Consider the following 14,615-nt stretch of genomic DNA (forward strand, 5'->3'; position numbering starts at 1 on the left):
CGGCACGAACGAGCGACCCTCCGCCGACAACTCGCGCCCCACTCATTGAAACTCCCCACTCCGTTGAACTCCGGACCAAGTGGGGCGACGAGTAGACATGGTGATTTTCAAGAATCCCCATCAGTGGCAGTCGTTCGTCACCCGGTTCACGGTGGCGGAGCTGCTCGAGGACTCCGACGCGCCCGCCGCCCCAGAACCTGCGGTGGAGACGCTGGGTGCGCCCGCCGCTCCGGAATCCGTGGTGGAGGCGACGGGTGCCCCCGTCGCCGCAGCGGCTGAGCCTGTGGAGCAGCAGGTCGAGCGGTACTCGGACGGGGTAGCGGTCAAGCCGACGTGGCTGGGTCGCAACGACCTGCCGTGAGGAGGTCCAGGCGCTATCGGCGGCTTCCCGGAGTCGAGGGGAGCCGGAAAACCGAGCCCGGTTCAGAGCGAGAAGGCCATCCGGTCAGCCAACGCGAATGCCACCCCTCGGGTGCTGGTGCGGAAGCCCGCGTTGGGCCTGTTCGCGGGTCTGCCGGGTGCGCAGGGTGCTCTGCCGTCGTTCCTGCTGCAGCGCGGCGTCGCGGGCCGCTTCCTCGGCCGCATGCCACTGCGGGGCCTGGCCGCTGATCTGCCGGCGCAGTTGCTGCTCGGCCTGGAACTGCTCAGCGGCCGCCCGCAGGTCGTGGGCCTTGGCTCGCAGCGCGACGGCCTCGTGGCGGGCGTCTTGGGCGGCCTCGGCGCGGGTGGTGTCGATCCGAGTGGCCAGGGCGGGCAGGTGCGCGCGCATCTCGGCGAGCCGCTGTCGCATGACGGCCGGGTCGTCGGGGGCCTCTTCGAGCGCGCCGTGGGTGCGGAAGGCATCGGCGTACGCGGAGGTGCGCAGCGTCTGCCAGGCTTGGTGCACCTCGGCCGGGATCGGGTCGCCGTAGCGCCTGGCGAGGCCCTTGAGGCACTCCTTGCGCAGCCAGGTCTCCTGGGTCTCCCCCTCCGGCACGTCAGGGTACTGCGGCATCTCGTCGACGTTCTCGAAGACACTGTCTCCATCTTGACCAGCCCCATGTTTTCGCAACTGGGGTAGTCGAAGCCGGTGATCTTGACGCCGTCCTTGGCGCGCATGTGCAGCGGGATGCGCTCGGTCAGCGGGGCGCGCATGCCGCCTCCGTCAAGCTGGAACACGCCGAATGTATCGCCGCGTTTCCTGGAGCTGATGGATCACGGGCTGTCCATCGTCGCGGGCGTACTGGCAGATGTCGGCGACCACGAGGAAGTATGAGGAGAACCCCATGGGGCCGATGACCGACATCTCGGTCTCGAAGCGCTCGACGAGAAGCGCTTCCGCCTCCAGGGCAGCGGCTACTACCTCAAGACCGCGGCCGAGATGCGGGAGCTGTTCTCGGAACTGCCGGCGGTCGCGGGAAGCCGCCACCCTATCCCTCAGACGAAGATCGAATTCACTTCTAACACCCCTTGCTCATCTGCCCCGACGGAGCTGAAGCCAGTGACCTTGCCTCATCACAGAGGGGCATCAGAAGGCTTCATGCCGTGTCGCCTCCCGCGTGTCTCGCCCGCGTCCTGGGCCAGCGCAGCTGGCCGTTGGCGTTCCCCCGCAGTGATCCGGAGGAATGGCGACAACCGCGACACCCCCTCTCGCCCGAGACGGGCCGCTCCCGCTTGCAGGAGAAGCCTGTTCGCCTGGGTTGAGCCCGATCCTCCACGCCGGTCACGCCCCAGCTGCCGGGAGCGAGCCCCAGGGCCGCCTTGGCCCGTCGGGCGCGTTACCGACGTGCGCGGTCACGTACAGGTCGCCGGGCGCGCCCCTCCAACGAAAACAGGGGGGTCGGTCATTGTGCGAAGCATGCGAACTGACTTGCGAAGCAGGCGCATCCCGTGGGGAGGTGGGCTGCTGCACAAGATCGCCGAAAAGCCCGTAGGCGCCCATTCGCTCGTTCGCCTGACTGGTCGCCACGGGTGACCTTCGCTGCCGCAAGGCCGATACTGCCGGTAGGGACGCTCCGGCTTTCCCGTATCCGCCTGCCCAAGTTCACTGATAACCCGTCAGTAAAGTCAGCATGAAGTCAGCACCAGTACCGCCAAAGACCGCTCTCGACCGTCACGGACCGGCAAGATCAACACCGGCCGCCATGCACCCTGACCAGCAAAGACACAGGTCGGACCACACCCGCTAAGATCACTCGGAGGTATCCATGAGGATGCTCATCAACGTCGCCGAAACCGTCGTGGCGGACGCGCTGCGCGGTATGGCGGCGGCCCACCCCGAGCTGACGGTCGACGTGGAGAACCGGGTCGTCGTGCGGCGGGACGCTCCCGTGGCGGGGAAGGTCGCCCTGGTCTCCGGCGGCGGATCGGGGCACGAGCCGCTGCACGGCGGGTTCGTCGGGCCCGGGATGCTCTCGGCGGCCTGCCCGGGGGAGGTCTTCACCTCACCGGTGCCGGACCAGATGCTGCGGGCGGCGGCAGCCGTGGACAGCGGGGCGGGCGTGCTGTTCGTCGTGAAGAACTACACCGGCGACGTGCTCAACTTCGACATGGCGGCCGAACTCGCCGAGGACGAGGGCATCCAGATCGCGAAGGTGCTCGTCAACGATGACGTGGCGGTGACCGACAGCCTCTACACGGCCGGACGGCGCGGCACCGGCGCGACCCTGTTCGTGGAGAAGATCGCGGGCGCCGCCGCCGACGAGGGTCAGCCGTTGGAGCGGGTGGAGTCGATCGGCCGGCAGGTCAACGAGAACTCCCGCAGCTTCGGCGTCGCGCTGAGCGCCTGCACCACCCCGGCCAAGGGCAGCCCCACCTTCGACCTGCCGCCCGGTGAGCTGGAACTCGGCGTCGGCATCCACGGCGAGCCGGGCCGGGAGCGGCGGCCGATGATGACCTCGCACGAGATCGCCGACTTCGCGGTGCACGCCGTCCTGGAGGACATGAGCCCGCGCAACCCGGTGCTGCTGCTGGTCAACGGCATGGGCGCGACCCCGCTGCTGGAGCTGTACGGCTTCGGCGCGGAGGTGCACCGGGTGCTCGCCGAGCGGGGTGTGGCCATCGCCCGCACTCTGGTGGGCAACTACGTCACCTCCCTGGACATGGCGGGCGCCTCGGTCACCCTGTGCCAGATCGACGAGGAACTGCTGCGGCTGTGGGACGCGCCGGTGAGCACACCGGGCCTGCGCTGGGGCAGGTGACGTCGCGAGCGCCTCGACCGTACCTACCACGCAAGGGAGATCCAGTGCTCGACGCCGACTTCTTCCGCCGCTGGATGACGGCGACCGCCGCGTCCGTGGCCCGCGAGGCGGAATGGCTCACCGCCCTCGACTCGCCGATCGGGGACGCCGACCACGGCGCCAATCTTCAGCGCGGGTTCACGGCCGTACGGGCCGCGCTGGAGAAGGAGGCTCCACCGGCACCCGGCGCGATCCTGGTCCTCGCCGGGAAGCAGCTGATCTCGACGGTCGGCGGCGCGTCGGGGCCGCTGTACGGGACGCTGCTGCGGCGGACCGGCAAGGCGCTCGGGGACGCCGCCGAGGTGAGCGAGAAGCAGTTCGCCGAGGCCCTGCGGGCCGGGGTGGAGGGGGTCATGACGCTGGGCGGGGCCGCACCGGGCGACAAGACCATGATCGACGCGCTGGTCCCGGCGGTCGACGCGCTCGGTGACGGTTTCGAGGCGGCCCGCGCCGCCGCCGAGGCGGGCGCCGAGGCGACCACTCCCCTGCTGGCCCGCAAGGGCCGGGCGAGTTATCTGGGCGAGCGCAGCATCGGGCACCAGGACCCGGGGGCCACCTCGTCCGCCCTGCTGATCGCGGCCCTGGCCGAGGCCGCCGCGGCGGAGGTGTGACGTGAGCGGCGCGAAGGCGGTCGGGATCGTGCTGGTCTCGCACAGCGCCGAGGTGGCGTCCTCGGTGGTCGAACTGGCGAAGGGGCTGGCGGGCGGTGCGGCGAGCGTGCCGGTGGCTGCGGCCGGCGGCCGGGAGGACGGCGGGCTGGGCACCAGTGCCGAACTGGTCTCCGCCGCGGCCGCGTCCGTGGACCGGGGCGCCGGGGTCGCCGTGCTCACCGACCTCGGCAGCGCGGTGCTCACCGTGAAGGCGCTGCTCGCCGAGGGCGACGAACTGCCGGGGAACACACGGCTGCTGGACGCCCCGTTCGTCGAGGGCGCGGTCGCCGCGGTGGTCACGGCGGCGGCGGGAGCCGACCTGGACGCCGTGGAGGCCGCGGCCTCGGAGGCGTACGGCTACCGGAAGGTGTGAGCAGCGGCCGGGGGCCTGGATCCATGCCGACCCGGCCCCCGGACCGCCTGCGACGACGCGGGAGGCAGCGACGACAGCTGCCCGCGCCACGGCGTGAACTCCCCTGCTCTGCGGGGTGGTTCAGCCCGGAAGGAGCTTCAGCATACGTAATGCCCCGGCACTCCCACCAACTCCGGCCCTCTTGATGCGCTCCCCTCAACACGCCATATTGGTCCGGACCATTGTTCGTGCGGTGTGCGGGCCGTCCACGCCGCCGTTCCCGGGGAGGCAGACCCGTGCGACGCGATCCCGCCCCCGCTTCCCGCCGTCCCCGCGCGCCCGCTCGTGTCGTGGCACTGTGCGGTGCGCTGGCACTGCTCGCCGCCTGCGGCCGGAGCGTCGCGGACGACGGGGAGGGCGGCCGGCTGCCCGGCGCTCCGACCGGCGTCACCGCCGCCGCGGGGAGCGCGAGCAGCGTGCACGTGATGTGGAACGCGCTGCCCGCGGCCTCGGACATCGGCAGGTACGAGGTGTATCGCGGCACCACGAAGGTGAAGGCTGTACCGGCCCGTGAGCACATGGTGGACATCACCCGGCTCAGCCCGTCGACCACGTACGTCTTCACCGTTCGGGCGCGGAGCACCGACGGCCGGCTCGGCCCGCGCAGCCGGCCGGTGCGGGCGACGACACCGGCCGCCGTCGCGGCCGACCACTCGGCCCCGAGCCGCCCGCTCGACGTGCGCGGCCGGACGGTGGGCAGCCGGGCCGTCCAGCTGTCCTGGTCCCGTTCGACGGACGACCGGGGCGTGGTCTCCTACGAGGTCTACCAGGGCGGAACGAAGATCCACAGCGTCGGCGGCAGTCAGAGCGCCGCCGTGGTCACCGGCCTGCGGCCGGGCACCTCCTACGTGTTCACCGTGCGGGCCCGCGACGCGGCCGACAACCTCTCCCCCGCCGGCGCCGCCGTCCGGCTCACCACCGCGCCGGGATCCGACGACGGCCGCGCCACCGCGCCGTCCTCCTTCCGCGCCACGACCCACCGGACGGACGGGGCCTACTACCTCGACCTGAGCTGGGTCCCGCCGCGCACCGACGGTGTGGTGACGCAGTACCAGGTACAGCTGGACGGACAGCCGGCCACCTCCCTCGTCTGGGGCGGCACGGCACCGCGTGCGAAGGCCTCGTACAGCTTCTACCTGGGGCGCGAGGCCGGGGTGGGCCACCGGGTGCGGATCCGGGCGATGCTCCCGGACGGCACCTGGGGCGGCTTCTCGCCCGAGCGCTCGGTGACGACCGGGAAGCCCTGAGCGCCCGACCACACCGCCGCAACCGGGGGCAGCCCCGAGCACCCGACCGGGCGTCGGCCGCCCGGGCGGCGCCCACCCGTACGGACGCGCCCCGCATGCGGGCGGCCGCGGCGGGACGTTGGCTGGCACCGAGGCAGCACGGGCGATTCCCCTATCTCCGGCGGCACATGGGATGGTCCGCCGACCGTGCCGTCGGAGGACAGTCCCATGCGCCACACTCAGCCCCCCTCACACTCCGCGGCCGTCGCCACGGCGGCCGCCCTCCTCGCCCTCGGTCCCGCGGCCGGCACCGCCGACGCCGCCGGCACCGGGATATCCGTCTCCGCCAACGGCTCGACCGTGACCGTGACGACCAGCGTGTGCAGCCAGGTCAACGGCCGCTGGGGCACCGCCTCGCTGCTCGCCGGCAACCAGACGAACTTCACCCAGGGACGCCAGGTGGCGCTCACCGGGACGGCCGGCGGCCAGGCGGCCGCCTGGCAGAGCGTGAGCCCCGGCACCTACACCGTGGCCGTCGTCTGTGCGAACAACATCACGGCGGGCACCCAGTCCATCAACGTCACCGGCGGCCGCGTCGGGCCGACCGTCGCACCGAACGTCGCACCGAACGTCGTCCCCCCGAACACACCGAACATCGCGCCCACGGCCGCCCCGACCCGGGGTGTGCTGGGCGGCCTGGGCGGGGGCGTCAAGGACTACGGGACCCTCACGCTCACGGTCGGCGGGACCCTGGTCGGGGCGGCGGTGGTCGCCACCGGGTGGGCGCTGCGCCGCCGTTCGAGGCCACAGCGGTTCTGACCGTCCTCACTGCGGGTCCTGCCCGGGCAGCTCGACGAACTCCTCCAGCGCGTGCCGGAGCCATTGCGCCCAGAAGGTCTCCAGGTCGATGCCGGCGCGCAGGACCAGGTGCCGCAGCCGGTCCTCGGGGCTGTCCCTGCCGGGCGGGAAGTCACGCTCCTCGATCTCCCGGTACTTCGCCAACTGCCGCTCGTGCAGCTCCAGATGGTGCTCGAGGTCGGTCTGAAGGCCCGCGGTGCCCACCACGGCCGCCGCGCGCAGCCGCAGCAGCAGGGCGTCGCGGTACGGCTTCGGTTCCTGGGAGGCGGCGGTCCAGCGGGCCAGTTCCGCGCGGCCCGCCGGCAGCACCTCGTAGTCCTTCTTCTGCCCGCGGGCCGGCTCCTTCGCCGGCAGGCCGCGGATCAGGCCGCCGGCCTCCAGCCTTCCCAGCTCGCGATAGATCTGCTGATGCGTCGCCGACCAGAAGTAGCCGATGGACTTGTCGAAGCGGCGCGTCAGCTCGAGCCCCGACGACGGCTTTTCGAGCAGGGCCGTGAGGATCGCGTGCGGAAGTGACATGGCGATCATCCTAGGGACGGACCGCACACCGGCGGCGGTCCCGCGGGGCCGCCGCCGCTCCATTCCTACAGGGCCGCCGCCAGTTCCGTGCCCTGCCTGACGGCGCGCTTGGCGTCGAGTTCGGCGGCCTGGTGCGCGCCGCCGATCAGATGCGCGCGGCGCCCGGCGGCGACCAGCTCCTCGTACAGGTCGCGCCGCGGCTCCTGCCCGGTGCACAGCACGATCGTGTCGACCTCCAGGACCGTGCTCGTGCCGTCGACGGTCAGGTGCAGGCCCCGGTCGTCGATCCGGTCGTAGCGCACCCCGGGCACCATGGTGACCCCGCGGTGCCTCAGCTCGGTGCGGTGGATCCAGCCGGTCGTCCTGCCCAGCCCGGCGCCGACCTTGGTGGTCCTGCGCTGGAGCAGATGCACCGTGCGCGGCGGCGCGGGCCGCCGCGGCGCGGTGAGTCCACCGGGCGCGCGCTGGTCCATGTCGACTCCCCAGAGCCGGAAGTACGCCGCCGGGTCCTCGCTCGCCCTGTCGCCGCCGTCGGTGAGGTACGCGGCCACGTCGAAGCCGATGCCGCCGGCTCCGAGGATCGCCACCCGGTCGCCGACGGGTGCGCCGTCCCGGAGCACGTCGAGGTAGCCGAGGACGCTCGGGTGGCCGACGCCGGGGATGTCGGGGGTGCGCGGGGTGACGCCGGTGGCGACGACCGTCTCGTCGTAGTCCGCGAGATCACCGGCGCTCACCCGGGTGTCCAGTCGTACGTCCACGCCGTGCGCGTCGAGTTGGTGGCGGAAGTAGCGCAGCGTCTCGTCGAACTCCTGCTTGCCGGGGACCTTGCGGGCCACGTTGAGCTGTCCGCCGATCTCGCCCGCCGCGTCGAACAGGGTGACCGGATGGCCGCGTTCGGCGGCCGAGACCGCGCAGGCGAGCCCGGCGGGTCCGGCACCGACCACGGCGACCCGCTTGCGCCGCCGGGTCGGGGTCAGGACCAGCTCGGTCTCGTGGCAGGCGCGCGGGTTGACCAGACAGGAGGTGATCTGCCCGCTGAAGGTGTGGTCGAGGCAGGCCTGGTTGCAGCCGATGCAGGTGTTGATGGCCTCGGGGCGGCCGGCTGCGGCCTTGGCGACGAAGTCGGGGTCGGCGAGCATCGGGCGGGCCACGGAGACCATGTCGGCGTAGCCGTCGGCGAGCAACTGCTCCGCGACTTCCGGGGTGTTGATGCGGTTGGTGGTCACCAGGGGGACGGAGACCCGGCCCATCAGCTTCTTGGTGGCGAACGCGTAGGCACCGCGCGGTACGGAGGTGGCGATGGTGGGGATGCGGGCCTCATGCCAGCCGATGCCGGTGTTGATGAGGGTCGCCCCGGCGGCCTCGACGGCCCCGGCGAGCGCGACGACCTCGTCCAGGGTCGAGCCGTCGGGCACGAGGTCCAGCATGGACAGCCGGTAGATGATGACGAAGTCCTCGCCGACGGCCTCGCGCACCCGGCGCACGATCTCGACCGGGAAACGCGTCCGGTTCTCGTAGGAACCGCCCCACCGGTCGGTGCGGTGGTTGGTCCGCGCGGCGATGAACTCGTTGACGAGGTAGCCCTCGGAGCCCATGATCTCGACGCCGTCGTACCCGGCCCGGCGGGCGAGGCGGGCGGTGCGCGTGTAGTCGTCGATGGTCCGCTCGATGTCGGCTTCGGTGAGCTCGCGGGGCACGAACGGGCTGATGGGAGCCTTGAGGGGGCTGGGCGCGACCAGGTCGCGATGGTAGGCGTAGCGGCCGAAGTGCAGGATCTGCAGGGCGATCCGGCCGCCCTCGCGGTGCACGGCGGCGGTGACGGTCGCGTGCTGCTCGGCCTCCTGCTCGGTGGTGAGCTTCGCGCCGCCCTCGTACGGCCGCCCCTCCTCGTTGGGCGCGATGCCGCCGGTGACGATGAGCCCCACTCCGCCGCGGGCCCGGGCGGCGTAGAACGCCGCCATCCGCTCGAATCCGCGCTCGGCCTCCTCGAGGCCGACGTGCATCGAGCCCATGAGGACACGGTTCGGCAGCGTGGTGAAGCCCAGGTCGAGCGGGCGCAGCAGATGGGGGTAACGGCTCATGTCCGTAGTTGTAGAGGACGCCGAGGGGGTTGTGCAACTAGTTGCATAAACCCCTCGGCGTCTCCTGCGTCTCCTCGGCGGCCCGCGTCAGCGACCTTCCAGGCGGACGTGGAGTTCACGTTCCTGATCGCCGGAGGCCATGCACAGGTCCTGGACGGTGAACAGGGAGTCCAGGGTGGTGCGGAAACGGTCGATCGCCCAGTAGCCGCCCTGCACGTCAACCACGACGGACGACCCGAGCCGGGCGGGCCCGCGCTCCGCCCCGCGCCGTTCGGCCACGTCGAACGTGCCGAGCCATACGGTCGGGCGCACCTCGTGGTAGTCCCTGGGCACGTCGTCCGCACACCGGTCGGAGGAGAAGCAGGCGCACAGCACGTCGAACACGGTCCGGGCGTCTTCCTTGGTGCATCCGCTCAGCTCCACCGAGACGGATTCGGGGTGCTCCGGCTCGTTCGCCATCACGATCACTCCCTCTCGTGGCCGGGGTACCGCACGAAGTTCCCTCCGCGCGGCCCTCCACTCACAAGAACCAGCAAAGCACCGTTTCCCGGCAGAACACCACCGCCGGCCGATTCGGCGCGAAGGAGCCCTTGCGGTGCGGGATGGTGGAAGGAAGCGGTGGACCGCCTCGACGACGGGTGCGGGCGCGGTACGCCAGGGGTGCCCGCACCGGGACGACGGGCCGCGCGGACAGGCGAAGGCGGTGCGTGGATGACTGCTTCCGGGGCCCCCTCTGCCGAGGGTGAGGAGCCGGCGGGCCGGGACGCATGGCCGGGCGGACTGCTCGACGTGCTGGGCGTCGCCTCCGTGGTCCTGGATGCCCGGGGACGCATCGTGCTGTGGAGCCCGCAGGCCGCGGAGCTCTTCGGCTACTCGGCGCGGGAGGCACTGGGGCGGTACGCGGCCCAGCTCATCGTCCACGAGCGGCACCTCGACCTGGTGATCGAGCTGTTCTCGGACGTGCTGCGGACCGGCCGGGGCTGGGCGGGCACCTTTCCCGTCCGGCACAAGGACGGCAGCACCCGCCTGGTGGAGTTCCGCACCATGCGGCTGCTCGACGACCGCGGGGAGGCCCACGCGCTCGGGCTCGCCGCCGACCAGTCGACCGTACGGCGACTGGAGCGGGACGTGGCGCTGTCGGAGCGGGTTGTCTCGCAGTCCCCGATCGGCCTGGCCGTGCTGGACAACGGGCTGCGGTACGTCTCGGTCAACCCGGCCCTGGAACGCATCAACGGCCTGCCCGCCGAGGAGCACGTGGGCCGCACGGCCCGCGCGCTCCTGCCCGGGTTGGACGCGGAGGCCCTGGAGTCCGAGGCTCGCCAGGTACTGGAGACCGGGCAGCCGCTCGTCGGCCTGTCCACGGTCGGCAGGACCCCGGCCGATCCCGGCGAGGACCACGCCTGGTCGTACTCGCTGTACCGGTTGGAGGACGCCGGCGGCACCGTGCTGGGCGTGGCCGTGTCGGTCGTCGACATCACCGAGCAGTACCGGGCGGGCGTAGAGGCGGAGGCCGCGCGCCGCCGCCTGGCCCTCATCGCCGACGCCTCGGCCCGCATCGGCACCACCCTGGAGCTGGAGCGCACGGCCCGGGAGCTGGCCGACGTCGCCGTACCGGAGCTGGCCGACGTGGCCGCGGTGGACCTGCTGGAGGCCGTGGTCGAGGGGCGCCGCAGCGGTCTCGGACCGGCCGAACCGGCGGTGATCCGGGCCCTGGCCGTCCGGGCGGACCACGCCGCGGACGCCCTGGCGGCGGCCGATCCGCCCGGGCAGATCGCCCACTACGGCCCCGAACGGCTGGTCACGCTGTGTGTGCGTACCGGGCGCCCGGTCCTGGTCGCGCGGGTCAGGAACGAGGACCTGCCCAGGATCGCCAGGTCCCCGAAGGCGGCCTGGCTGCTGGGCCGGGCGGGCGTGCACTCGTATCTGGCCGTGCCGCTGATCGCGCGGGGCGAGGTGCTGGGCGCGCTGGACCTCAAGCGCACCCGCAATCCGGAGCCGTTCAGCGCGGACGACGTGCTGCTGGCCGGAGAGCTCGCCGCCCGCGCGGCCGTGCAGATCGACAACGCCCGCTGGTACCAGAACGCCCGGGACGCCGCCCTCACCCTCCAGCGCAGCCTGCTGCCCCGGCACCCGTCGGTCACGGGCGGGTTGGAGGTCGCCTCCCGCTACCAGCCGGCGGGAGCCACCGTCGAGGTGGGCGGCGACTGGTTCGACGTGATCCCGCTGGAACGCGACAGGACCGCCCTCGTCGTCGGCGACGTCATGGGCAGCGGCATCAACGCGGCGGCCACGATGGGCCGGCTGCGCACCGCGACGAAGGCCCTGGCCTCGCTGGACCTGGACCCCGCACGGCTCCTGGAACACCTCGACCGGATCACCGACGGCCTGGACCACTCCATAGCCACCTGCCTCTACGCCGTGCACGACCCGCACCTGCGGCGGTGCCTGATCGCCAACGCCGGGCACCTCCCCCCGGCCCGGATCCCGGTGGGCGGTCCCCCGGAGCTGCTCGACCTGCCCACCGGGGTTCCGCTGGGCGTCGGCGGCATCCCGTTCTCCACCACGACGGTGCGCCTGGAACCGGGCGACCGGCTGGTGTTCTACACCGACGGGCTCGTCGAGACGCGCCGGGAGTCCCTGGACGAGCGCCTGGCGACGCTGCTGACGCTGCTGGGCGGCCCGGCCCGGCCGCTGGAGGACCTCTGCGACCTCCTGCTGCGCACCCTCCACCGGCCGGACAACCACGACGACGTGGCCCTGCTCGTCGCCCACGCCCAGGCACTGCCGTAGTCCCCCGGCCGCGCCGACGCCACGGCCTCACCGCGTCCGTGTCGTCAGTGTCGTGAGTGTCTGGTCCCGGTCACCACGTTCGCGCAGAGGTCTTCCGAGACGGCGAGGTGTGCGGTCAGGCCCGCCCGGGTGAAGGCGGCGAGGGCCTGTGGGGCCTGGTGTTCGCTGGTCTCGACCAGGAGGCAGCCGCCGGGGGCGAGCCAGTCGGCGGCCTCGGCGGTGACACGGCGCAGGACGTCGAGGCCGTCGGCACCGCCGTCCAGGGCGACCAGCGGTTCGTGGTCGCGGGCCTCGGGCGGCAGGAGGCCCACCTCTCCCGTGGGCACGTAGGGCACGTTGGCGGCGAGGATGTCGACGCGGCCCCGCAGACGGCCCGGGAGCGCGTCGAACAGGTCACCCTCGTGCACCGTGCCGCCCCTGGGGACGACGTTGCGCCGGGCGCAGCGCGTCGCGGCCGGGTGGATGTCGGCGGCGTGCAGTTCCACCGGGCCGAGCGCGGCGGCCAGCGCCGCGCCCACCGCGCCCGAGCCGCAGCACAGGTCCACGACGACGGACGCCTTCGGCGACCGGGCCACCGCCTGGTCGACCAGGAACTCGGTACGGCGCCGTGGCACGAAGACACCCGGGTCCACGGCGATCCGCAGACCGTGGAACCCGGCCCAGCCGAGGACCTGCTCGAGGGGGAATCCGGCGACGCGCCGCTCCACCAGGACGGCGAGCTCCCGTGGCGTGCGCGCGCCGGTGAGGATCAGTTCGGCCTCCTCCTCGGCGAACACGCAGCCGGCGGCGCGCAGCGCGGCGACCACCCCGGCACGCGGGGGCGGGGAAGCGGGAGAGGGAGAAGAAGAACCGGAAGAGGGAGTGGAGGACGAGGCGGGAGGGGGAGGAAGTGCGGGCATGGAATGCCGGGGCCTTTCGGGAGCCGAAGGGCGCTCCCGCGGTCACCTACCGACGGTGATCCGCGCCGTTGCGAGGGGAGAGCACCCGAGCTGACACAGCGGTAATGGGTCTCACCTCCTCGGTTTCCTGCGACCGGGACCCTCCGCGGCCGCAGGTCACCCTACCCCAACGCTCGGCCGCAGGCCCCCTCTTCGGCCCCACCGGTGGCCGGCCCCCATCCCCCAGGGCAGTTGTACTATGCAACCGGGAGAGCACGGGAGGCACTCGGTGACCGCAGCGACAGAACCGGACGAGGGCGCCGTCACACGGCGGACGCCCGCCGGGGAGACGGCCGTCGAGACCATCCACCGCGAGATGACGGTCTTCGCCCGCCGGGCCCGGGCCTCGGCGGGGCGCATGCACCCCGAACTGTCGCTGGTGTCGTACACGCTGCTCGGGCATCTGGAGGAGAGCGGCGGCTGCCGGGCCACGGACCTGGCCGCGCACTACGCGCTGGACAAGTCCACCGTCAGCCGGCAGGTGTCCGCCCTGGAGCGGGCCGGGCTCGTCGAGCGCCGTACCGACCCCGGCGACCACCGCGTCCAGGTGCTCCACCTGACGGCCGCCGGCCGGCGGATCCTTGCCCGGGTCACCGAGAGCCGCCGTGCGGCCTTCCACGAGCGCCTGGCCGGCTGGCCGGAGGACGACCTCGAGCGGTTCGCGGGCTACCTCACCCGTTACAACGCCTGGCACCACCGGGTCGACGACGGCGCCTGACACGCCCGGGGCTGCCCGCGCACCTCGTCCGGAACGAACGCCTCGGCCGACGGCGGACCGCACCGGGGCCGTACGGTGTGGCGTCCGCAGTCTCTTCACATGTCTCTACGCATGCCTCTACGCATGTCTCTACGCAAAGGCGGTTGGTGATGGCCCTGTTCGACCTCCCTCTCGACGAGCTCCGCGAGTACCGCAGTTCGTCCGTCGAGCCCGAGGACTTCGACGCCTTCTGGTCCAAGACGCTCCAGGAGGCCCGCGAGCACGACCTGGACGCCCGGTTCGACCTGGTGGACGCGGGGCTGGCGACGGTGAAGGTGTACGACGTGACCTTCGCCGGCTTCGGCGGGCACCCGGTCAAGGGCTGGCTGACGCTGCCCGCGCGGGTCGACGCGCCGCTGCCGCTGGTCGTGGAGTTCGTCGGCTACGGCGGCGGGCGCGGCCTGGCGCACGAACACCTGCTGTGGGCGTCGACGGGCCGCGCGCACTTCGTGATGGACACGCGCGGGCAGGGCAGCGTCTGGGGCGGCGGAGGCGGCACCCCCGATCCGGTCGGCGGCGCGCCGGCGCATCCCGGATTCATGACCCGCGGTCTGGACGCGCCGGAGAACTACTACTACCGCCGGGTGTTCACCGACGCGGTCCGGGCGATCGAGGCGGCGCGCTCGCACCCGCTGACCGATGCCGGGCGGACCGTGGCGACCGGCGTGAGCCAGGGCGGCGGCATCACGATCGCGGTGGGGGCCCTGGTGCCGGACCTGGTCGCGATAGCGCCGGACGTGCCGTTCCTGTGCGACTACCCGCGCGCGGCGACGCTGACCGACCGCCACCCGTACCGGGAGATCGGTCTCTACCTCAGGACCCACCGCGGCCGCACCGAGGACGCCCTGCGCACGCTGTCCTACTTCGACGGCGTCCACTTCGCGGCCCGCGGCCGGGCCCCCGCGCTCTTCTCGGCGGCCCTGGAGGACCAGACCTGCCCGCCCTCCACGGTGTTCGCCGCGTTCAACGCCTGGGCGCACCAGGACAAGCACATCGAGGTGTACGACTTCAACGACCACGAGGGCGGCGGCCCCTACCAGGAGGCGGCCAAGCTCCGCTGGCTGCGGTCGTACGCCTGACGCCCCGGGGCCGCGCACGCCCGCGAGCCCGGCAGTCGCCGGTGGGCGGCTGCCGGGCTCGCGGTGCTGCCCGCTCCCGGGCGCGGG

At 72.7% G+C, this 14,615-nt stretch carries 15 protein-coding genes; 9 read left to right on the plus strand and 6 right to left on the minus strand.

Annotated elements, in window-relative coordinates; genetic code table 11:
* Positions 1-97: 97 nt before the first annotated feature.
* Positions 98-361, plus strand: coding sequence for a hypothetical protein (locus ACTYVM_RS21630; protein ID WP_445527505.1), 264 nt, complete (start codon positions 98-100; stop codon positions 359-361).
* An 84-nt stretch (positions 362-445) separates the two neighbouring features.
* On the opposite strand, the gene ACTYVM_RS21635 is transcribed toward ACTYVM_RS21630, so the two are convergent.
* Together ACTYVM_RS21635 and ACTYVM_RS21640 are read right to left on the minus strand one after the other, a co-directional pair.
* The gene (locus ACTYVM_RS21635) at positions 446-994 is read right to left on the minus strand and encodes a hypothetical protein (RefSeq protein WP_445527506.1); all 549 of its coding nucleotides are present in this window, start codon (positions 992-994) and stop codon (positions 446-448) included.
* A 150-nt stretch (positions 995-1,144) separates the two neighbouring features.
* On the minus strand, positions 1,145-1,408 hold the full coding sequence (locus ACTYVM_RS21640) for a hypothetical protein (protein ID WP_445527507.1): 264 nt from the start codon (positions 1,406-1,408) through the stop codon (positions 1,145-1,147).
* Positions 1,409-2,186: 778 nt separating this feature from the next.
* On the opposite strand from ACTYVM_RS21640, the gene dhaK reads away from it, so the two are divergent.
* The 5 genes from dhaK (at position 2,187) to ACTYVM_RS21665 (ending at position 6,325) form a co-directional block, all read left to right on the plus strand.
* Entirely contained in the window at positions 2,187-3,179 is a 993-nt protein-coding gene (dhaK, locus tag ACTYVM_RS21645; protein ID WP_445527508.1) for a dihydroxyacetone kinase subunit DhaK, read from the plus strand.
* A gap of 44 nt (positions 3,180-3,223) precedes the next feature.
* Positions 3,224-3,829 (plus strand): dihydroxyacetone kinase subunit DhaL, encoded by a 606-nt coding sequence (dhaL, locus tag ACTYVM_RS21650; protein WP_445527509.1) that lies wholly within the window; start codon positions 3,224-3,226, stop codon positions 3,827-3,829.
* A gap of 1 nt (position 3,830) precedes the next feature.
* Entirely contained in the window at positions 3,831-4,241 is a 411-nt protein-coding gene (locus ACTYVM_RS21655) for a PTS-dependent dihydroxyacetone kinase phosphotransferase subunit DhaM (RefSeq protein WP_445527510.1), read from the plus strand.
* Between the two features lie 335 nt (positions 4,242-4,576).
* Entirely contained in the window at positions 4,577-5,527 is a 951-nt protein-coding gene (locus ACTYVM_RS21660; RefSeq protein ID WP_445527617.1) for a fibronectin type III domain-containing protein, read from the plus strand.
* Positions 5,528-5,734: 207 nt separating this feature from the next.
* The gene (locus ACTYVM_RS21665) at positions 5,735-6,325 is read left to right on the plus strand and encodes a hypothetical protein (RefSeq protein WP_445527511.1); all 591 of its coding nucleotides are present in this window, start codon (positions 5,735-5,737) and stop codon (positions 6,323-6,325) included.
* Positions 6,326-6,331: 6 nt separating this feature from the next.
* On the opposite strand, the gene ACTYVM_RS21670 is transcribed toward ACTYVM_RS21665, so the two are convergent.
* From ACTYVM_RS21670 to ACTYVM_RS21680, 3 genes are all read right to left on the minus strand, one after another.
* Entirely contained in the window at positions 6,332-6,883 is a 552-nt protein-coding gene (locus ACTYVM_RS21670; protein WP_445527512.1) for a PadR family transcriptional regulator, read from the minus strand.
* Between the two features lie 65 nt (positions 6,884-6,948).
* Positions 6,949-8,964, minus strand: a complete 2,016-nt coding sequence (locus ACTYVM_RS21675) for an oxidoreductase (protein ID WP_445527513.1) — start codon at positions 8,962-8,964, stop codon at positions 6,949-6,951.
* Between the two features lie 87 nt (positions 8,965-9,051).
* Positions 9,052-9,423 (minus strand): hypothetical protein, encoded by a 372-nt coding sequence (locus ACTYVM_RS21680; RefSeq protein ID WP_445527514.1) that lies wholly within the window; start codon positions 9,421-9,423, stop codon positions 9,052-9,054.
* A 252-nt stretch (positions 9,424-9,675) separates the two neighbouring features.
* On the opposite strand from ACTYVM_RS21680, the gene ACTYVM_RS21685 reads away from it, so the two are divergent.
* A complete protein-coding gene (locus tag ACTYVM_RS21685) occupies positions 9,676-11,754 on the plus strand; it encodes a SpoIIE family protein phosphatase (protein ID WP_445527515.1) in 2,079 nt (692 codons plus the stop codon).
* Positions 11,755-11,798: 44 nt separating this feature from the next.
* Here the strand turns inward: ACTYVM_RS21685 and ACTYVM_RS21690 are convergent, their stop codons facing one another.
* On the minus strand, positions 11,799-12,653 hold the full coding sequence (locus ACTYVM_RS21690) for a putative protein N(5)-glutamine methyltransferase (RefSeq protein WP_445527516.1): 855 nt from the start codon (positions 12,651-12,653) through the stop codon (positions 11,799-11,801).
* 268 nt (positions 12,654-12,921) lie between these two features.
* Here ACTYVM_RS21690 and ACTYVM_RS21695 point away from each other — a divergent pair, with 268 nt between their 5' ends.
* Both ACTYVM_RS21695 and ACTYVM_RS21700 read left to right on the plus strand, forming a co-directional pair.
* Entirely contained in the window at positions 12,922-13,410 is a 489-nt protein-coding gene (locus ACTYVM_RS21695; protein WP_445527517.1) for a MarR family winged helix-turn-helix transcriptional regulator, read from the plus strand.
* 149 nt (positions 13,411-13,559) lie between these two features.
* Positions 13,560-14,528 carry an acetylxylan esterase gene (locus ACTYVM_RS21700; protein ID WP_445527518.1) on the plus strand — a complete coding sequence of 323 codons (969 nt, stop codon included), beginning with the start codon at positions 13,560-13,562 and terminating at the stop codon, positions 14,526-14,528.
* Positions 14,529-14,615 lie beyond the last annotated feature (87 nt).

This window comes from Streptomyces cyslabdanicus, assembly GCF_052663305.1.